Origin of the sequence: Achromobacter sp. Bel, assembly GCF_012928505.1 — a bacterium.
Taxonomy (GTDB): Bacteria; Pseudomonadota; Gammaproteobacteria; order Burkholderiales; family Burkholderiaceae_B; genus Achromobacter.
Map to the genome: position 1 here is coordinate 12,887 of NZ_JABBJN010000043.1, position 19,010 is coordinate 31,896.

The window sequence follows — 19,010 nt, forward strand, 5'->3', positions numbered from 1 at the left end:
GGGGGGCCGCCGCATGCGACGCCTGACACTTCGGTTTGTCATCGCCGTCCTGGTGATGTTGACGCTGTCGCGTCTGGCCCTGTCATTCTGGATGTGGGACCGCGTTGAGGCCGCGGGCGGCCTGTGGCCCGTGCTGTTCGGCGGACTGCGCATCGACGTCTGCCTGCTGTCGATGGTGATCGCGCTGCCCGCCGTGCTGTCGCCGTGGTTCGGGCACCGGCCGCTGGCCGCGTGCATCACCGCGTGTTGGTTCCGCGTGTGGTGGATGCTGTATGTGCTGCTGGAAGTCTCCACGCCGCAATTCATCGCCGAATACGACACGCGGCCCAACCGCCTGTACTTCATCTATCTGCTGAATCCGAAAGAAGTGGGCTCGATGCTGTGGCAGGGCTACAAGGGCGTGCTGCTGGCCGCCTTCGTGGTGCTGGTGCTGGCGGCCTGGCTGGCGGTCAAGCTGTTCCCGGTGCGCTCGCGCGATCCGTTCATGGCGTGGTGGAAACGGCCGGTCGCGTCCTTCGTGATCCTGGCGCTGGTCGTGCTGGGCGCGCGCGGCACGCTGGAGCATCGCCCGATCAACCCGGCCAAGGTGGCCTTCAGTTCGGACGCCATGGTCAATGCGCTGGCGCTGAATTCGCTGTACAGCGTGTTCGACGCCGCCTACCGGATGCGCGACGAGCGCTCGTCCGCGGCGATGTACCCGAAGATGCCGGTGGACCAGATGAACGCCATCGTGCGCGAGAAGGCCGGCCTGACAGGCGCGCCGCTGGACCCGCGCTATCCCAGCCTGCATGAGCAGAAAGCCACCGTGCGCCGCGACAAGCCGTTGAACGTGGTGATCATCCTGCAGGAAAGCCTGGGCGCGCAATACGTGGGCAGCCTGGGCGGCCGCGACTTGACCCCCAACATCGACCGCCTGTCCAAGGAAGGCTGGATGTTCCACCGCGCCTACGCCACCGGCACACGCTCGGTGCGTGGCATCGAAGCGGTGACGGCGGGCTTTTTGCCCAGCGTGGCCGACGCGGTGGTCAAGCTGCCCCGCTCGCAGACCGGTTTCTTCACGTTGGCCCAGGTGTTGGGCCGCCACGGCTATCACTCGCGCTTCGTCTACGGCGGCGAATCGCACTTCGACAACATGCGCGCATTCTTCCTGGGCAACGGTTTCGACGAGGTCGTCGACCGTCCGAAGTTCGTGAACCCGGTCTTCGAAGGATCGTGGGGCGCGTCGGACGAAGATATGTTCAATCAGGTCGACCGCCTGCTGCGCGCCGACGGCGACAAGCCGGTCTTCACCCTGGCGTTTTCGGTCACGAACCACTCGCCATGGGAATATCCGGAAGGCCGCATCCAACCGGTGGGCGATCCGGCCACGGTGGACAACACGGTGCGCTATGCGGATTGGGCGTTGGGCCAGTTCTTCGAGAAGGCCAAAAAGGCGCCGTATTGGGACAACACCGTGTTCCTGGTCATCGCGGATCATGATTCACGGGTCTACGGGTCCATCCCCGTGCCGGTACGCCATTTCCAGATCCCGGCGCTGTTCCTGGGCGCAGGCGTCGCACCGCGCCAGGACGAACGGCTGGTCAGCCAGATCGATATGGCGCCGACGCTGTTGTCTTTGATCGGTCTGGACAACGTGAATCCGATGCTGGGCGCGGACCTGACGCAACGCGATCCGAACCGGGCGATCATGCAATACGCGGACAACTTCGGGTATTTGCAAGGCGACAAGTTGTTGGTGCTGGAACCGGCCAAGGCACCCAGGGAGTTCCAGTACAAGGCGGCCCCGGTGGGAAGCGATGAGGTCTATGCGCCGGTGGAGCCTGCGGATCCCGGATTGACGGAAGAAGCGCTGGCCCATGCCTTGTGGGCATCGTGGGTGTACCGTGAAGAGAAATATCGGCTGCCATGATGGCGTTTCTTCGGCGGAATTCGCGAATGCGGGGCTTGATCTTGCGCAAGCGGATTTCCGCCAACGGCCAGCAAACTGGCGGCCATGACTGTTCCAGACCTTCCCACCGGCGCAAGCCGGGCCGTCTCCGAGGCTCAAATGAGCAAGCATGAATCTGATCGGCCCGCACCGCGCCAACGCCCGTTTCCTGTGTTGCGCGGCCGCCTTGCGTGGCTGACTGGCGTATTCAGCGTCACGCTGTTGGTTGTCAGCACGGTGTTTTGGTGCCTGCTGCTGCTTCCGATTGCGCTGTTGAAGCTTGTGCTGCCCTTCGCTGCGGTCAGGCGGCGCGTCGATCCCGTTCTCAACGGCATTGCGACGGCGTGGGTTTCCGGGAACGCCGGCTGGTTCGCGCGTATCCAGGCGGAGCCATGGGACGTGCAGGGTCATACGGGGTTGCGTTATGCGGACTGGTATCTGGTCAACTGCAATCACCAGTCGTGGGTGGACATCTTCGTGCTGCAGCGCGCGTTGAACCGGCGGATTCCACTGCTGAAATTCTTCCTCAAGCAGCAGTTGATTTATGTGCCGGTGATTGGTCTGGCGTGGTGGGCGCTGGACTTTCCTTTCATGAAGCGTCACGGCAAGGCGGCGTTGCGCCGTAATCCCGCCCTGGGCCGTCAGGACCAGGAAGCCGCGCGCCGCGCCTGCGAGAAATTCTCGCTGGTGCCCACAAGCGTGATGGTCTTTGCCGAAGGCACGCGCTTCACCCAGGCCAAGCGTGCCGCGCAGGCCTCGCCGTACCGCCATCTTCTCAAGCCCAGAGCGGGCGGGCTGGCGGTTGCGCTGAACGCGATGGGGGCGCGCTTCCGATCAATGGTTGACGTCACCATCGCCTATCCGGAAGGCGCGCCCAGCTTCTGGGACATGGCTTGCGGCCGCATGGGCCCTGTGCTGGTACGGATGCGGCAGTTGCCGGTGCCGCCGGCCTTCTGCGTTGCGGATTACACCCGCGACAAAGCCTTCCGCGCCACGTTCCACCATTGGCTGGGAGAGCAGTGGCAGGCCAAGGACGACGAGATCGAAGCGTTGACCGCGCGCGGCGCGGACTGACCGCCAGCATGCCGTGCGCGCCGGGTTGCGGGACGCGCGTCCTTCTCAAGCAATCAAACGCGGGCCGGCAGCACGGTGCCCGAGCTTTCTCCAAATCCGATCCGCGGGTACCCTTCCTTCACGCACGCGGCGCGCATGATCACCTGATCCCCATCCTGCAGGAACGTCCGCTTCTCGCCCCACGGCAGGTCGATTGCCGTCTTGCCGCCATTGCTCAACTCCAGCAACGAACCGGCTTCCGACGGCTGGGGGCCCGACAGCGTGCCCGTGCCCAGCATGTCGCCCGGTTGCAGATTGCAGCCGTTGACGGTGTGGTGCGCGATCAGTTGGGCCACGTTCCAGTAGGCATCGCGGAAATTGCTGCGCGACAGCGTCACGGCGGGCTGCTTGGCTTCGCGCGATTGCTGCGTCGTCATCAACACTTCCAGCTGCACGTCGTACGCGCCTTTCGCGCGGTTCGCGTCAGAGGCCAGGTATGGCATCGGTTGCGGCTCGGACGGGCCGCGGTTCCACTGCGTGCGGAACGGCTCCAGCGCTTCCATGGTGACGATCCACGGCGAAATCGTCGACGCGAAATTCTTCGACAGGAAAGGGCCCAGCGGCTGGTATTCCCAGGCCTGGATATCGCGCGCCGACCAGTCGTTCAGAATGCACAGGCCGAACACGTGCGCGTCTGCGTCGGCCAGGCCGATGCGCTCGCCTTGCTCGTTGCCGGTGCCCACGAAAATGCCCAGCTCCAGTTCATAGTCCAGGCGCGCGCAAGGCCCGAATTGCGGCGTCTCGCCTTCATTGGCCGGGCGCGTCTGGCCGATGGGGCGCGGGAACTTCTGGTCCACGCCGATGCTGGAGGCACGGCCGTGGTAGCCGATCGGCACCCACTTGTAGTTCGGCAGCAAAGGGTTGTCGGGACGGAACTGCTTGCCCACCGCGGTCGCGTGATGCACCGAGATATAGAAGTCCGTGTAGTCGCCGATGCGGGCCGGCGTGGTGTATTCGGCGTCGGCCTGCGCCACCAGCAGCGGCTCGACCGTGCTGCGCAGTGCGGCGCCTTCGCGCAGCGCGCGCGACAGCGCCAGGCGCAGGGCGCTCCAGTGCGGCTGGCCCAGTGCCATCAGCGCGTTCAGGCTGTCGCCGGCGCACGCGGCCAGCGCTTCGGCGGCCAGGCCTTCAAATGGCTGCTTGCCGGCCAATGCGGCCAGGTCCAGGATCTGGTCGCCGATCGCCACGCCGGGGCGGAACGACGCCTGCGTGCCCTTGCGGCGGAATGCGCCATACGGCAGGTTCTGCACCGGGAAATCCGACGTGCCGGTGTTGGCGCTGGCGATCCAGCTCTTCAAGGACGGATCGTGGGTTTCGTTGATCGTGGTGGTCATGGCTCGCGTGTCTCTTTAATGTGGAATGGGTGGCCGGCAGGTCTGACGGGGCAGCGGCGCCGGAAAACTCAAAAGCCAAACGGCGATGCGTTTGCACGCATCGCCGTGGGCGTGGATCAGCGGGGGGCTGCCGTCACGCCTTCTTGGGGTCGAAGTGCTTCACGATGCCCTGCCAGCACCGGTAATAGTCGCCTTGCAATTCTACCGACGCCAGGGCCTGCGCGGTCGGGCGGATGACGCGGCGCGTTTCGAACATGAAGGCCATCGTGTCGCGGATGTAATGCGCGGCGTGCGTATCGGCGTGCGAGGCCTTTTCGAAGGTCTCGGCGTCGGGGCCGTGGCCGCTCATGCAATTGTGCAGGCTGGCGCCGCCCGGGGCGAAGCCATCGGCCTTGGCGTCGTACACGCCTTGGATCAGGCCCATGAATTCGCTGGCGATGTTGCGGTGGAACCAGGGCGGGCGGAACGTGTCTTCCATTGCCAGGATGCGGGGCGGGAAGATCGCGAAGTCCATGTTGGCCGTGCCCGGGGTGTCGGACGGCGCCGTCAGCACCGTGAAGATCGACGGGTCCGGATGGTCGAAGCTGATCGAGCCGATGGTGTTGAAGTGGCGCAGGTCGTACTTGTACGGGGCATGCGTGCCATGCCAGGCCACGACGTCCAGGGGAGAATGGTCGATCGAGGCTCGCCAGAACCCGCCCGTGAACTTGGCGATCAGTTCGAAATCGCCTTCCACGTCTTCGTACCAGGCCACCGGCGTCTGGAAGTCGCGCGCATTGGCCAGGCAGTTCGAGCCGATCGGGCCCAGTTCGGGCAAGCGCAGGGCGGCGCCGAAGTTCTCCAGCATGTAGCCGCGCGCGGCGCCATCCAGCAGTTCGACTCGGAAACGCACGCCGCGCGGGATCACGGCGATTTCCAGGGGTTCCAGGTCGATCAGGCCCAGCTCGGTGGCCAGGCGCAGCCGGCCTTGCTGCGGCACCAGCAGCAGTTCGCCGTCGGCGTTGTAGAAATAGCGGCCCTGCATCGATTGGTTGGCCGCATACATGTGGATGGCCACGCCGCCCTGTTCGTCGGGGCCGCCATTGCCGCCCCAGGTCTTCACGCCTTCCAGGAAGTCGGTGGGGGCGTCAGGAATGGGCATCGGGCTCCAGCGCAGCTGGTTGGGCGTGACCGGGCCATGGCCGAAGGTGCTTTCCCAGCCTGCCGCGCCGGCAAAGGGCTCGAACGGCTTGTGTTGTGCGCCCGGGCGGATGCGGTACAGCCAGGACCGGCGATTTTCGCTGCGCGGGGCGGTGAAGGCGGTGCCGGACAGCTGCTCGGCGTACAGGCCGTACGGGCATTGCTGCGGCGAATTGCGGCCCACCGGCAGCGCGCCGGGCAGCGCCTCGGTCGCGCAGTCGTTGCCGAAGCCGGTTTGGTATTTCAGTTCCATGGAATCCTCCTGGGTGGCGGCGCGGTGCTTGGCCGCGCGGTCGGTATGGGGGGGCGGTCTGGGAAAACCCGGGGCCGATGCGATATTGTCGGGAAAAACGCCCATTACGGCTACGGGAATGCAAAAATAGAGACTATAAATTTTGTGAATAGTAGGGGGCCGCATGGCCGAATTGCGCGACGTCGACCTGAACCTGTTGATCCTGTTCCAGCACCTGCTGGAAGACCGCAACCTGTCGGCCGTGGCGCGGCGGATGGATCTGACGCAGCCCGCGGTCAGCAATGCCCTGCGCCGTTTGCGCGAGGCCTTTGGGGATGAACTCTTCGTGCGTACCGCGCAAGGCATGCTGCCCACGCCGCGGGCGCAGCGGCTGGCCGGTCCCGTCAGCGAAGCGCTGACGATGCTGGGCCAGGCCTTGAAGGACCAAGACGTGTTCGACGCGACCACCAGCAACCGCCGCTTCCGGGTCGCCATGACGGACGTGGGCGAAATCCACTTCATGCCGCGGCTGATGGAGGTTTGCGTGCAGGTGGCGCCGCACGTGCGCATCGATTCGGTGCGCGTGCAGGGCCCGGACCTGCCGCGGGAAATGGAGTCGGGCCGGGTGGACCTGGCCATTGGCGCGTTCGACGAAATGGGGGCGGGCACGCTGCAGCGCATGCTGTTCCGGCAGGGCTACGCGACCTTGTTCCGCCAGGCGCATCCCACCGCGCATGCGGGCATGGGTATCAAGGCGTTCCGCGCCGAGCGGCATCTGATCGTGTCGCGGGCCGCGCCCTACGGGCAGGTCAACCAGTCCATGGAGCGGGCGGGCGTGGAGTTGGCCGAACATTTCAGCGTGCCGCACTTTTCGGCCGTGCCCTACATCGTCAGCGCGACGGACTTGCTGGCGACCGTGCCCGAAAAGCTGGCCGCCAGCGCCGCGCCACCGTTCGGTCTGCGCTTCATGACGCCACCGGTGAAAGTGCCCGCGCTGCAGACGAACATGTACTGGCAGCGCAGGGTGGATCGCGATGGCGGCAACCAATGGTTGCGCGCCTTGATCGTGAATACGTTCGCAGTGGGGTTGTAAATGCCCGCGCTCGCCCTTCCTACGCTTGCATGACCGACGCGCGGGCCTGTTGCAGGGCTTCGCGCAGCAGGGCCACGTCGCCCAGGTGGTTGGCCAGCAGCAGGATCAGCGCCGCGTTCAGTTCCTGGCTTTGCTCGTTCGTCAGGTCGCGGTGCGTTTCGATCAGCGCTTCGTAGAAATCGTCCGGCGAGCTCAGGTTGGTTTCGGTAATCAGCATGATGGGTTGACCTCTGGATTCAGGCGTGGCCCGTGGCGCGGCGGACGGCGCGGGCGACGGCATCGGCGTCGAATGCGCGCCAGCGCGCGGCGATGTGCTGGTCCGGCCGGATCAGGTAGGCCGTGCCGGGCTGCGCGTCGTAGCGTTTGGCCAGGCAGCCTTCGGTGTCGGCCACCACCGGCAAGCCGGCGGGCAGAACTGAACCGTCGCACCCGGCGCTGGCGACCAGGACGGCCTTGACGGGCACGGGCGCCATGCGGAGGGCCTGCAAGGCCTGGAGCGTGTCGGCGCCAGGCAGCGTGTCGCCACAGAACAGTGCCAACACAAAACCGCCGTCCAACTGCGCCAGCCACCAGTCTTGCTCGCCACGGCACGCCACGGGCGCATCCAGCGCGACCGCCCCGGGCACCATGCGTCCCGTGAAGGTGTCGGCGTCCGGCGTATTCAGCGGCGAACCGCCGTACGTGGCCGGCAGCGAGAGCCGCCCGCTGTTGACGAGCGAGCGGGCGAACGGATGCGTCTTGGCCAGGTTCAGCACCGCATTGCGGAAGCTCTTGCTGATATCGCTTTTGGGCGTGATGAAGTCGGTGGCGCGCGACGAGTTCAGGATGTTCTCGTCGGCGGCATACTCGCGCTCGGCGCTGTAGCTGTCGATCAGCGTGTCGGGCGCCAGGCCGGCCAGCACCAGCTTCAGCTTCCAGGCCAGGTTTTCGGCGTCCTGCACGCCGCTGTTGGCGCCGCGCGCGCCGAACGGCGAGACGCGGTGCGCGGAGTCTCCGGCGAACACGACGCGGCCATGGCGGAACTTGTCCATGCGTTCGCATGCGAAGGTATAGACGCTGACCCATTCCAGGTCGAACTGCGCGTCGGGGCCGAGCAGGGCGCGGATGCGCGGCAGCACGTTCTCGGGTTTGACGGCTTCGACGGGGTCGGCGTTCCAGCCCAGCTGGAAGTCGATGCGCCAGACATTGTCGGGCTGGCGGTGCAGCAGCACGGACTGGTTGGGATGGAAGGGCGGGTCGAACCAGAACCAGCGCTCGGTCGGGAAGTCGGCCTTCATCTTCACGTCGGCGATCAGGAAGCGGTCGCGGAAAATGCGGCCATGGCTTTCCTGGCCGATCAGCTTGCGCACCGGCGACCGCGCGCCGTCGCAGGCCACCAGCCAATCGGCATGCAGGGTGTACGGGCCTTCGGGGGTTTCGATCGTCAGGTCGACGCCGTCGCTGGCTTGCGCCACGCCGGCGACCTTGTTCTTCCAGCGCAGGTCGATGTTGGGTTCCTGGCGCGCCTGTTCATACAGGTAGCCTTCGGCGTAGTACTGCTGAAGGTTGATGAACGCGGGGCGGCGGTGGCCGGGTTCGGGCAGCAGGTCGAAGCGCCAGACTTCCTGTTCGCGGAAGAACACCTTGCCGACGTTCCACGACACGCCCTTGTCGATCATGCGCTGGCCCACGCCCAGGCGGTCCCAGATTTCCAGCGTGCGCTTGGAAAAGCAGATGGCGCGTGAGCCGGTGGACAGGCGGTAGTCGTCGTCCAGGACCACGACACGCACGCCCTGGCGGGCAAGGTCCAGCGCGGTGGTCAGGCCGACCGGGCCGGCGCCCACGACCACGACCTGGTGCCGCGGCGGTGCGCCGGCGCTCTGGTCGGCGTGCTTTTCATAGGCGAACTCCATCGCCTGAAAGTCGATGTCTCCCACGGTTGTCTCCTGTGTGGGTCATTTTGTTTTTATGTCGCGAAGCCGCGTGCCGTCCGGCGGCGCGCGGTTCCGGTTCTTGCAACGTTCGGTCTGGGCCGCTTCCGGTCTGCGCCGGACTCGGCCCGTCGGCCTCAGCCTTCCAGCTGCGCCCACATTTCCAGATCGCGCTTGTCGGTCCAGATGCGGGGATGGGTGTGGCCGGTGGCTTCGTCATAGGCGCGCGACACGTCGAACGGCATGCAGTGGTCGAAGATCACCCAGTCGCTGTAGCGCGGCTTCATGAAGTCGTAGACCTCGCGGTAGATCGTCTTCAGGTCGCGGCCTTCGGCCACGCCGCGGTTCACGGCGCCGTACAGGTCGGTCAGGAACGCGCGGGTGCCGGCCAGGCCTTGGCGGACCTCGGTGGCGTTCTTCAACGCCGGGCCGCGGCCCGGAACCATCTTTTCGGCTTCGAAGCCCGACAGCGCGTCCAGCGTGCTGGGCCAGTCGCGGAAGTAGGCGTCGCCGCAGTACGGGGTGGACTGGTATTCGACCAGGTCGCCGGCGAACAGGATCTTCTGTTCGGGCAGCCAGGCGATGGTGTCGCCCTTGGTGTGACCGCGGCCCACTTGCAGCAGCTTGACTTCCAGGTTGCCCAGGTTGACGGTCATTTCGCCCTTGAACGTCATCGTCGGCCAGACCAGGCCCGGCGGAATCGATTCGGCGTTGCGGAACAGGCGGGGGAAGCGGCCGATCTCGCTGGCCTTGTCCTGTTCGCCGCGTTCGGCGATCAGGTCGTAGGTGTCGCGGCTGGCCAGGATCTCTTGGGCGTTGTAGGCAGAGGCGCCGAACACACGCACGGCATGGTAGTGCGACAGCAGGATGTACTTGATCGGCTTGTCCGTGACTTCGCGGATGCGGCGGATCACGTCCTGGGCCATGGCCGGGGTGGCCTGGGTGTCGATCACCATGACGGCCTCGTCGCCGATGATCACGCCCGTGTTGGGGTCGCCTTCCGCCGTGTAGGCATAGGCGTTGTCGGACAGTTTTTCGAACGAGACGACCTTGTCGTCCAGGTCGGCGTGCGAGGCGAATTGCTTGCTCATGGAGGCTCCTTCCACTGTTCTAGGAATAGGTGTGTGAAAGGAATATAGCTTGGCGTTAGTGTTTGTGCAATACGTTCGCTATAAACAAATGGCCTTGTTTTTGCAGGGATTTCCCGGGGCTTTTCAGGGGCGCGGGGCTAGTTTCGTTGGCATTTCGGGCAGTAGTACGTGGCGCGCTGGCCCTGGACGAAACGCCGGATTGGCGTGGCGCAGACCCGGCACGGCAGGCCCTCTCGTTCATAGACCGCGGCATGGATCTCAAAGTAGGCCCCGGGTTCGCCGGTGGCGCCCACGTAATCCCGCAGGGTGCTGCCCCCGGATGTCAGGGCGTCGGCCAACGTGGCGCGGACCATGTCCGCCAGCCGGTCGCAGCGGGCGGGCGACAGCTTGTTGGCCGGCGTCTTTGGGTTGATGCGCGCCCGGAACAGGCATTCCGATGCGTAGATATTGCCCACCCCGACGACGGCCAGGCCGGCCAGCAGCACCTGTTTGACGGCGGCGCCGTGGTTTTTGAAGTGCCGGTGCAGCCAGGCGCCGTCAAAGCGCGGGTCGAAGGGCTCGATGCCCAGCTTGGCCAGCAGCGGGTGGGTCTCGATGGGGCCGTCGGCGCCGGAGTGCCACAGCACCGCGCCAAAGCGGCGGGGGTCATGCAGGCGCAGCACGGCCTCGTCGAAGATCCATTCGACGTGGTCATGCTTGCGCAGGAATTCACCCGGCGCGACGCTGCGCAGCGACCCGGACATGCCCAGATGCACGATCTGGGTGCCATGTTCAAAGCGCAGCAATAGATATTTGCCGCGGCGGGCGCATTCCAGGACCGCGCGGCCGCCGATCAGCGAGGGCAGGTCGGGCGGAATGGGCCAGCGCATGCGGGCTTCGTGGACGACCAGGCGCTTGAGCGTCCGGCCAGTGATGACGGCGTCAATTCCCCGACGCGTGGTTTCGACTTCAGGCAGTTCCGGCATGAGCCAGTGTAAGATCATCAATTGCGTGTACGAAGATTGTGCCATCAACCGGACGGGCCGCGTGAAGTCGTCTTTCAAACAAATGAATATCGGGATCGCCACGCTTGCGCTTGCGCTGGCAACAGGTTTTGCGCTGCCGGCCCAGGCGGCCGACAGCCGGACGCGTGATGCGACCGGGCCCCGCATGGCGCCCCAGAACCATCAGCCCGAAACCGAGGTGATCCGCCTGCGTCCGGGCCAATTGCCCTACGTATCGCTCACCGCCGACATCTTCTATCGCGTCCTCGCGTCGGAGATCGCCGCCCAGCGCGGCATGTATGGCACGGCGGCAACCACCATGATCGGCCTGGCCCGGGACACGGGCGACCCCCGTCTGGCCCGCCGCGCCCTGGAATTCCAGTTGGCCGGGGGTAATCTGCCCGGCGCGCTGGAGGCAGCCCGGGTCTGGGCGCGCCTGTCGCCCAACGATGTCGAAGCCAGCTCCACCGAGCTGGCGCTGGCCGCCGCCAACGGGCAGACCAAGGGCCTGGCCCAGGCGCTGCGCAACCGAATCGACGCTTCCCGCGACAAACCGGCCGCCATCGGCCAGGCGCTGGCAGTGTTAAGCCGCCTGAACGATCGCCGCCTGGCCCTGCGCATCCTTGACGAATCCCTGAGCGACAGCGTGCGCAAGCTGCCGGCCGCCCATCTGGCGCTGGCCGACGTGGCCTCGGCCTCGGGCGACTACGAGCGCGCCGCCCAGGAGTCCCGCGCCGCGCTGGCCGCCGATCCCAAGTCCGAAGCCGCCGCCCAGCGCGTGCTGGAATACGGTTCGAAGGTGGATCCGCAACGCGCCATGACCGAGGCGCGCGCCTATATCAACCGCAATCCGGGCGCCCGCAAGGTCCGCCTGATGCTGGCCGGGCAACTGGCCGACAGCGGCGACTACAACGGTGCGCTGTCTGAACTGCAAGCCATGTCGCGCCGTTCCCCGGAAGACTTCGACCTGCTGTTCATGCAAGCCCAGCTGGCCTACAAGGCGGGCCACTTGCCGCAAGCCAAGACGCTGCTTCAGCAGTACCTGGACGTGCAGCAGCAGCGCCAGCGGGCCACCGTGCCCGGTGCCACGGATGCCGGCGCCGCCGCGGCGGACGCCCACGTCCTGCTGTCGCGCATCGCCGAAGACCAGGGTCAATACGACGAAGCCATCCGCGAACTCGGCCGCATCGACGACCCCACGTTGCGCTATTCGGTCGCCATGCGCCAGGCCGCCCTGCGCGCCAAGAGCGGCCGGGTGGACGAGGCCCTGGCCATGATCGACGCCGCCGGCCCGCAAGACGACGAAGAGCGCACGCTGGGCGTGCTGACCAAGGCGCAGATCCTGCGCGACGCCGACCGCGTCCAGCAAGCCGTGACCACGCTGGAAGCCGCCGACCAGGCGCTGCCGGACACCGTCGAGATCAAGTACGAACTGGCGATGCTGTACGAACGCCAGAATCGCCTGGCCGACCTGGAGCGCATGCTGCGCCAGGTCATCGCTCTGGATCCGGACCACGCCCACGCCTACAACGCGCTGGGCTATACGCTGGCGGACCACAACCAGCGCCTGCCCGAAGCGCTGGACCTGATCACGCAAGCACTGGAACTGTCGCCGAACGACCCCTTCATCCTGGATAGCATGGGCTGGGTCAAGTACCGCATGGGCGAATCCGAGTCCGCCGCGCAATACCTGCGCCGCGCCTATAGCGTGCGCCCGGAAGCCGACATTGCCGCCCACCTGGCTGAAGTCCTGTGGTCTCAGGGCAAGCGCGATCAGGCCACCGAACTGCTGCGTGCCGCGCTGATGAAGGATCCCAAGAACAAGACCGTCCAGGACGTCGTCAAGCGTCTGGGAGTGGGGCTGTGACGGCAGCAGTGCAACGCTTGGCTGACGTGTCGGAATGGCTGCGCTGGGCGCTGATGGCCATGCTGGCGTTCATGCTGGCCGCCTGCACCACCACGCCCAAGCCGATCGAAGGCGCCAGCCCCGATGCGTTCTCGCGCATCGGCCGCTTCGCCATCACCGTGAACGAAGAAAGCGGCAAGCAGAATGCCGTGCAAGGCGGCTTCTCGTGGTCGGACGATGGCCGGCGCTACGTGCTGGACCTGACCAATCCGCTGGGATCCACCGAAGCCCGCGTGGAAGGCCAGCCCGGCGCCGCCAGCCTGACCAAGGCCGACGGCACCCGCCTGGTTGCCGACAATCCCGACGCCCTGGCCGAAGATGCCCTGGGCAGCAGCGTGCCGGTGTCGGGCTTGCGCGATTGGCTGCGCGGCAAGCTGCCGGCGCAACCCGAGGCCTCCGACGTCGTGCGCGATGAGCTGGGTCGTCCAGCCTCCTTCGAGCAAGGCGGCTGGCGTGCAAGGCTGTCGCGCTACGACACGCTGGGGCCGCAGTTGCTGGTCCTGGAACGCCAGGAGCCAGGCCGCCGCGTCATGGTGCGGCTGGTCGTCAACCAGCCTTGATTCCGACGGGGCCGTCCGCGCCCCGCCGCCTTTCCCGCGTCGCTTTCCCAAGTACCGCCTTCCCGTCGCGTGGCTAGAATATGGGCATGTCCCGCACCGGTTGTCTTCTGTGACTTTGTACGACGTTCCCGCTCCCGCCAAACTGAACCTGTTCCTGCATGTGGTGGGCCGCCGCGCCGACGGCTACCACCTGCTGCAGACGGTCTTCCGTTTCATCGATCTGTGCGACACGCTGCATTTCGAGGTGCGCGCCGACGGCGTCATCAGCCGGGCCTCGGAGCTGCCCGGCGTCTCCAAAGCCGATGACCTGACCTTGCGTGCGGCCCATGCGCTGCAGCGCGCCACGGGCACGCGCCAGGGCGCGCAGATCGCACTGGAAAAGCGCATTCCGCAGGGCGGTGGCCTGGGCGGTGGTTCCAGCGACGCCGCGACCGTGCTGATCGCATTGAACAAGTTGTGGGGCACGGGGCTGACGCGCCGCGAGCTCATGGCGCTGGCCTTGCCGCTAGGCGCGGATGTGCCCGTGTTTGTTTTCGGGCAATCGGCATTTGCCGAAGGCGTGGGCGAAGACCTGACCGCCGTGGCCCTGCCCGAGCGCGCGTATCTGGTGGCGCAACCGGACACCAGTGTGCCGACTGCTGGGATATTTTCCGCACCCGATTTGACAAGGGATTCTTCTTACATCACAATAGCGGACTTTCTTGCTTCGCCAACTTTTTCCTTCGGGAAAAATGATTTGGAGCCGGTGGTTCACCGCCTTTATCCTGAGGTTCTCAGGGCAACGCGGTGGCTTAGTGAACAGGGCATACCTGTTCGCATGTCGGGATCAGGCGCATGTTTATTCGCCGAGTTTTCCGAACTGTCCGAAGCCGTTTTGGCAAAAGCAGAAATATCCGCTATAATGCGCGGCGCTGTTGAAACAAACAACGCAACGCATCCAGGGTTTCGGTTAGTTCAGGCTTGTACTGGTTTAACTGAACATCCACTGCGGAATTGGATTGCAAGATAGTTGGGGAGTCGCCAAGCTGGTTAAGGCACCGGATTTTGATTCCGGCATGCGAAGGTTCGAATCCTTCCTCCCCAGCCAACCGAATACATAAAAAAGCTGTTGAACACGCCTGTAAGACACTGGCCCGGGTTCAGCAGCTTTTTTATTTTCCGGGTCCGCTGGTGTTTCGTATTGCGCTGTTATTGCGCCGTATTACCCCCGCATCACCTCGTTAGTGTCTTAAAACGACCATCGCATCATCCATCATGGCAAACGATAGCTTCATGATCTTCACGGGCACGGCCAACACTCGGCTGGCCGTGGACGTAGTCAACCACCTCGATATGTCCCTGGGCAAGATGACCGTCGGTCGCTTCTCGGACGGCGAGGTGATGGTCGAAATCAACGAGAACGTGCGCGGCAAGGACGTCTTCGTCCTGCAGCCCACCTGTGCCCCTACCAATGACAACCTGATGGAAATCATGGTTATGGTCGATGCCTTGCGCCGCGCTTCCGCTGGCCGCATCACCGCCGCGATTCCCTATTTCGGCTATGCCCGCCAAGACCGCCGTCCGCGTTCGGCGCGCGTCGCGATCTCGGCCAAGGTCGTGGCCAACATGCTGCAAGTGGCTGGCGTCGACCGCGTCCTGACGATGGACCTGCACGCCGACCAGATCCAGGGTTTCTTCGATATCCCCGTGGACAACATCTACGCCGGTCCGATCTTGCTGGGCGACATCTGGCGCCGCAATTTCTCGAACCTGGTCGTGGTGTCCCCGGACATCGGCGGCGTGGTTCGCGCGCGCGCCCTGGCCAAGCAACTGGAAGCCGACCTGGCCATCATCGACAAGCGCCGTCCGCGCGCCAACGTGTCGGAAGTGATGAACATCATCGGTGAAGTCGACGGCCGCACCTGCATCATCATGGACGACATGGTCGACACCGCCGGCACGCTGTGCAAGGCGGCCCAGGCCCTGAAAGACCGCGGCGCCGGCGCCGTTTACGCCTATTGCACGCACCCCGTGCTGTCGGGCGGCGCCATCGACCGCATCGAAGCGTCGGAACTGGACGAACTGGTCGTCACCGACACCATCCCGCTCTCCGAGCAAGGCCAGGCCAGCGGCAAGATCCGCCAGCTGTCGTGCGCCGCGCTGCTGGGCGAGACCATCCTGCGTATCTCGAACGCGGAATCGGTCAGCTCGCTGTTTGTCGACTGACGCCCAGGCGTCGGTCCGGCAACCGCCCACCTTCGTTTTTGCACCTTGCTGGTCGCGGCAAGGCGCAATCAACACGGCGCGCATGTTGCGCGCCGTGCCGTTAACTGGTGAAGCCTCTTCACCTTATTTTGTTTTTGGAGTTTTCCATGAAATTTATCGCCACTGCGCGTAGCGTCCAGGGTTCGAGTGCGAGCCGCCGCCTGCGCCGCGCGGGCCGCGTTCCCGCCATTGTCTATGGTGGTACGGCTGCCCCCCTGAATATCGAACTCGACCACAACGAGATCTACCACGCCCTGCGTAAGGAAGAATTCCACGCATCGATCCTGCAAATGCAGCTCGAAGGCGCCAAGGATGAGCAAGTTCTGCTGCGTTCGGTTCAATGGCACGCCTACAAGCCGCAAGTCCTGCACGTGGACTTCCAGCGCGTCGACGCCAACCAAGCCCTGCGTACCAAGGTGCCGCTGCACTTCGTGAACGCTGAAATCTCGCCGGCCGTGAAGCTGTCGGGCGCCATCATCAGCCACGTGACGACCGAACTGGAAATCACCTGCCTGCCGAAGGCTCTGCCCCAGTTCATCGAAGTCGACCTGACCAACATCCTGGCTGGCGCTTCGATCCACCTGGCCGACATCAAGCTGCCCATGGGCGTGACGTACGTCCCCCACGGCGGTGAAGACAACCCGCTGCTGGCTGCCGCCATCGTCAAGGGCGGCGCTGCCGCCGACGACGCCGAAGCCGCCGCTCCGGCCGCCTAAGTTTCGCGGGAAGGCCTTCGGGCTTTCCTTGCGGCTTATGCCCGAAACCCTGCGTGTGCATTTGCATGCGCAGGGTTTTTTGGTTTAAACACCCTCCATCATGTCTATTCCCATACGCCTCATCGTGGGATTGGGTAATCCCGGTCCCGACTACGAAACCACCCGGCACAACGCCGGCTTCTGGCTGGCCGACCACCTGGCGGACGACCTGCGCACTTCTTTTGCGCTGGAGAAATCTTTTTTCGGCATGGTGGCCAAGTCGCGCCTGGGCGCGGACAACGTCCTGCTGCTCAAACCCATCACCTATATGAACAAATCCGGCCAGGCGGTCGGCGCGCTGGCCCGCTTCTACAAGCTGGAGCCCGAGCAGGTGCTGGTGCTGCATGACGAACTGGACCTGCTGCCCGGCCAGGTGAAGCTCAAGCAGGGCGGCGGGCATGCCGGCCATAACGGCCTGAAGGACATCCAGGCCGTGCTGGGCAGCCCCAATTTCTGGCGCCTGCGCATCGGCATCGGCCATCCGCGCACGTTGAACCTGGCCCAGCAAGTGGCGGACTTCGTGCTGCACCCGCCGCGCCGCGAGGAACAGAAAGAAATCGAGGCCGTCATCGACCGCTGCCGCGCCGTCGTGCCGGCGATGCTGGCCGGCGATTTCGCGCTGGCCACCCGCCAATTGCATAGCGGCAACGTCGCCTGATGTCCGTCAGCCCGCAGTCCCCCTCCGGCAAGATGCGCTTTCGTGGCGAGGTCGCGGACTTCTGGCGCTTCATCCGCCATCCGCAACCCGTGGCCCGCCTGCGGGGACGCGCCACCGGCGGCAGCCTTGCTGCCGACTGGTGGCCGGGCATCGGCCCCGGGCGTTTGCTGGCGTGGGCCGGGTTGCTGTGGGCGTTGAACCTGTTCGCGCTGGGGCCGGTGGCCGTGATGGCGGCCGGCATGGGCGGCGCGACGCATCGTATCGACCCGACCAACCTGCCATGGCTGACCGCTGTGCTGTGGGCGCCGCTGGTCGAGGAAATGCTGTTTCGCTACGGCTTGCGCCGGCCCAGGCAGGTGTTGTGGCTGGTGCCGGCCCTGATGCCTGTCGTGCTGTATGGCCCCAAGCTGTGGACAGGCCTGCTGCTGGCCGCATTCGTGATCCTGGCATGTTGGGGTACGCGTCAGCGCGCCGAGCCGCTGAAGGGCTGGGACACGGCCTGGCGGCGCTATTACCTCAAGCACTTCGGCCTGGTGTTCCATCTGGTGGCGCTGACCTTTGCCGCCGTGCACCTCACGAACTTCGTCTACAGCAAGACGCCGTACTGGCTGATGCCGCTGCTGGTGCTGCCGCAGTGGCTGACCGGCCTGGTGCTGGGCTGGATGCGCGTGCGGCGCGGCATCGGCGCGGCCATCCTGCTGCACGCCACCTTCAATGCCGGCCCTATTTTGATGATCTGGGCCGTCATGCGCTGGGCGCCCACCGCCGCCAGTTAGCGGGGCCGCATCCTCAGGGCTGCGGCAAGTGCCCCAGCCCCTGGCCGGGGTAAACTAGAACGTTAACGATCAATACCGTACTTACACAGGATTCCCATGGCTCTGCAATGCGGCATCGTCGGCCTGCCCAACGTTGGCAAATCGACACTCTTCAATGCTCTGACCCGCGCCGGCATCGCCGCCGAGAACTACCCGTTCTGCACCATCGAACCCAACGTCGGTGTGGTCGAGGTGCCGGATCCGCGTCTGCAGAAGCTGGCTGAAATCGTCAAGCCCGAACGCATCCTGTCGGCCACCGTCGAATTCGTGGACATCGCGGGCCTGGTCGCCGGCGCGAGCAAGGGCGAAGGCCTGGGCAACCAGTTCCTGTCGCACATCCGCGAAACCGACGCCATCGTCAACGTCGTGCGCTGCTTCGAAGATCCGAACGTGATCCACGTGGCCGGCAAGATCGACCCTATTGCCGACATCGAAGTCATCGAGACCGAGCTGGCGCTGGCCGACATGCAAACCGCCGAAAAGGCTTTGCTGCGCCACCAGAAGACCGCGCGCTCCGGCGACAAGGAATCGCAACGCATCGTGGCCGTGCTGGAAAAGTGCATTGCCCAGCTGAACGAAGCCAAGCCGATCCGCGCGCTGGACCTGACGACGGAAGAAAAGGCCGACATCGCTCAACTGTGCTTCATTACCGCCAAGCCCGCGATGTACGTGGGCAACGTGGCCGATGACGGCTTCACGAACAACCCGCTGCTGGACCGCCTGACCGAATTCGCCGCCGCGCGCAGCGCGCCGGTCGTGGCCATCTGCGCCGCCATCGAATCCGAAATCGTGGACCTGGACGACGCCGACCGCCAAGCCTTCCTGTCCGACATGGGCATGGAAGAGCCGGGCCTGAACCGCCTGATCCGCGCGGCCTTCAAGCTGCTGGGCCTGCAGACCTACTTCACCGCCGGTGTGAAGGAAGTGCGCGCCTGGACGGTCGCCATCGGCGCCACCGCGCCGCAAGCCGCCGGCGTCATCCACACCGACTTCGAACGCGGCTTTATTCGCGCCCAGACGATCGCGTACGAAGACTTCATCACCTACAAGGGCGAGCAGGGCGCCAAGGAAGCGGGCAAGATGCGCGCCGAAGGCAAGGAATACATCGTGCAGGATGGCGACGTGATGAACTTCTTGTTCAACGTCTGATCGATGAACACACGACACGCCGGTGTCAGGGGTGTGAACAAAAGCCGTTGAACGGCTCGGT

17 protein-coding genes and 1 tRNA gene are annotated in these 19,010 nt (G+C 65.2%); 12 read left to right on the top strand and 6 right to left on the bottom strand.

Annotated features, from left to right (window positions below):
• Positions 1 to 13 precede the first annotated feature (13 nt).
• Both HG262_RS22640 and HG262_RS22645 read left to right on the top strand, forming a co-directional pair.
• A complete protein-coding gene (locus HG262_RS22640) occupies positions 14 to 1,909 on the top strand; it encodes an LTA synthase family protein (protein ID WP_169273162.1) in 1,896 nt (631 codons plus the stop codon).
• A 189-nt stretch (positions 1,910 to 2,098) separates the two neighbouring features.
• Positions 2,099 to 3,001, top strand: a complete 903-nt coding sequence (locus tag HG262_RS22645; RefSeq protein WP_169273188.1) for an acyltransferase — start codon at positions 2,099 to 2,101, stop codon at positions 2,999 to 3,001.
• A gap of 53 nt (positions 3,002 to 3,054) precedes the next feature.
• Here the strand turns inward: HG262_RS22645 and fahA are convergent, their stop codons facing one another.
• Both fahA and hmgA read right to left on the bottom strand, forming a co-directional pair.
• Positions 3,055 to 4,374 carry a fumarylacetoacetase gene (gene fahA / locus HG262_RS22650; RefSeq protein ID WP_169273163.1) on the bottom strand — a complete coding sequence of 440 codons (1,320 nt, stop codon included), beginning with the start codon at positions 4,372 to 4,374 and terminating at the stop codon, positions 3,055 to 3,057.
• A gap of 133 nt (positions 4,375 to 4,507) precedes the next feature.
• Positions 4,508 to 5,806, bottom strand: a complete 1,299-nt coding sequence (gene hmgA / locus HG262_RS22655) for a homogentisate 1,2-dioxygenase (RefSeq protein ID WP_169273164.1) — start codon at positions 5,804 to 5,806, stop codon at positions 4,508 to 4,510.
• 163 nt (positions 5,807 to 5,969) lie between these two features.
• On the opposite strand from hmgA, the gene HG262_RS22660 reads away from it, so the two are divergent.
• Complete coding sequence (locus tag HG262_RS22660) at positions 5,970 to 6,878, top strand: LysR family transcriptional regulator (RefSeq protein ID WP_169273165.1); 909 nt, start codon at positions 5,970 to 5,972, stop codon at positions 6,876 to 6,878.
• A gap of 19 nt (positions 6,879 to 6,897) precedes the next feature.
• Here HG262_RS22660 and HG262_RS22665 read toward each other — a convergent pair whose 3' ends face one another.
• From HG262_RS22665 to mutM, 4 genes are all read right to left on the bottom strand, one after another.
• The gene (locus HG262_RS22665; RefSeq protein ID WP_169273166.1) at positions 6,898 to 7,095 is read right to left on the bottom strand and encodes a DUF2783 domain-containing protein; all 198 of its coding nucleotides are present in this window, start codon (positions 7,093 to 7,095) and stop codon (positions 6,898 to 6,900) included.
• 19 nt (positions 7,096 to 7,114) lie between these two features.
• Positions 7,115 to 8,794 carry an FAD-dependent oxidoreductase gene (locus tag HG262_RS22670; RefSeq protein ID WP_169273167.1) on the bottom strand — a complete coding sequence of 560 codons (1,680 nt, stop codon included), beginning with the start codon at positions 8,792 to 8,794 and terminating at the stop codon, positions 7,115 to 7,117.
• A 131-nt stretch (positions 8,795 to 8,925) separates the two neighbouring features.
• Positions 8,926 to 9,879, bottom strand: coding sequence for an MBL fold metallo-hydrolase (locus HG262_RS22675; RefSeq protein WP_169273168.1), 954 nt, complete (start codon positions 9,877 to 9,879; stop codon positions 8,926 to 8,928).
• 137 nt (positions 9,880 to 10,016) lie between these two features.
• Positions 10,017 to 10,844 (bottom strand): bifunctional DNA-formamidopyrimidine glycosylase/DNA-(apurinic or apyrimidinic site) lyase, encoded by an 828-nt coding sequence (gene mutM, locus HG262_RS22680; protein WP_169273169.1) that lies wholly within the window; start codon positions 10,842 to 10,844, stop codon positions 10,017 to 10,019.
• On the opposite strand from mutM, the gene HG262_RS22685 reads away from it, so the two are divergent.
• The 9 genes from HG262_RS22685 (at position 10,843) to ychF (ending at position 18,949) form a co-directional block, all read left to right on the top strand.
• Positions 10,843 to 12,729, top strand: a complete 1,887-nt coding sequence (locus HG262_RS22685) for a tetratricopeptide repeat protein (RefSeq protein ID WP_169273170.1) — start codon at positions 10,843 to 10,845, stop codon at positions 12,727 to 12,729. The genes mutM and HG262_RS22685 overlap by 2 nt on opposite strands.
• A 53-nt stretch (positions 12,730 to 12,782) precedes the next feature.
• Positions 12,783 to 13,328 (top strand): lipoprotein insertase outer membrane protein LolB, encoded by a 546-nt coding sequence (lolB, locus tag HG262_RS22690; RefSeq protein WP_169273189.1) that lies wholly within the window; start codon positions 12,783 to 12,785, stop codon positions 13,326 to 13,328.
• A gap of 109 nt (positions 13,329 to 13,437) precedes the next feature.
• The gene (ispE, locus tag HG262_RS22695) at positions 13,438 to 14,337 is read left to right on the top strand and encodes a 4-(cytidine 5'-diphospho)-2-C-methyl-D-erythritol kinase (protein ID WP_169273171.1); all 900 of its coding nucleotides are present in this window, start codon (positions 13,438 to 13,440) and stop codon (positions 14,335 to 14,337) included.
• Position 14,338: 1 nt separating this feature from the next.
• Positions 14,339 to 14,415: transfer RNA gene (locus HG262_RS22700), tRNA-Gln, on the top strand.
• A gap of 167 nt (positions 14,416 to 14,582) precedes the next feature.
• Positions 14,583 to 15,533, top strand: coding sequence for a ribose-phosphate pyrophosphokinase (locus HG262_RS22705; RefSeq protein ID WP_006227587.1), 951 nt, complete (start codon positions 14,583 to 14,585; stop codon positions 15,531 to 15,533).
• Between the two features lie 146 nt (positions 15,534 to 15,679).
• Complete coding sequence (locus HG262_RS22710; RefSeq protein WP_169273172.1) at positions 15,680 to 16,288, top strand: 50S ribosomal protein L25/general stress protein Ctc; 609 nt, start codon at positions 15,680 to 15,682, stop codon at positions 16,286 to 16,288.
• Positions 16,289 to 16,388: 100 nt separating this feature from the next.
• The gene (gene pth, locus HG262_RS22715; protein ID WP_006227589.1) at positions 16,389 to 16,985 is read left to right on the top strand and encodes an aminoacyl-tRNA hydrolase; all 597 of its coding nucleotides are present in this window, start codon (positions 16,389 to 16,391) and stop codon (positions 16,983 to 16,985) included.
• Positions 16,985 to 17,761 (top strand): CPBP family glutamic-type intramembrane protease, encoded by a 777-nt coding sequence (locus HG262_RS22720; protein WP_169273173.1) that lies wholly within the window; start codon positions 16,985 to 16,987, stop codon positions 17,759 to 17,761. The genes pth and HG262_RS22720 overlap by 1 nt, the downstream gene beginning before the upstream one ends.
• A 96-nt stretch (positions 17,762 to 17,857) precedes the next feature.
• The gene (gene ychF / locus HG262_RS22725; RefSeq protein ID WP_169273174.1) at positions 17,858 to 18,949 is read left to right on the top strand and encodes a redox-regulated ATPase YchF; all 1,092 of its coding nucleotides are present in this window, start codon (positions 17,858 to 17,860) and stop codon (positions 18,947 to 18,949) included.
• Positions 18,950 to 19,010: the final 61 nt, after the last annotated feature.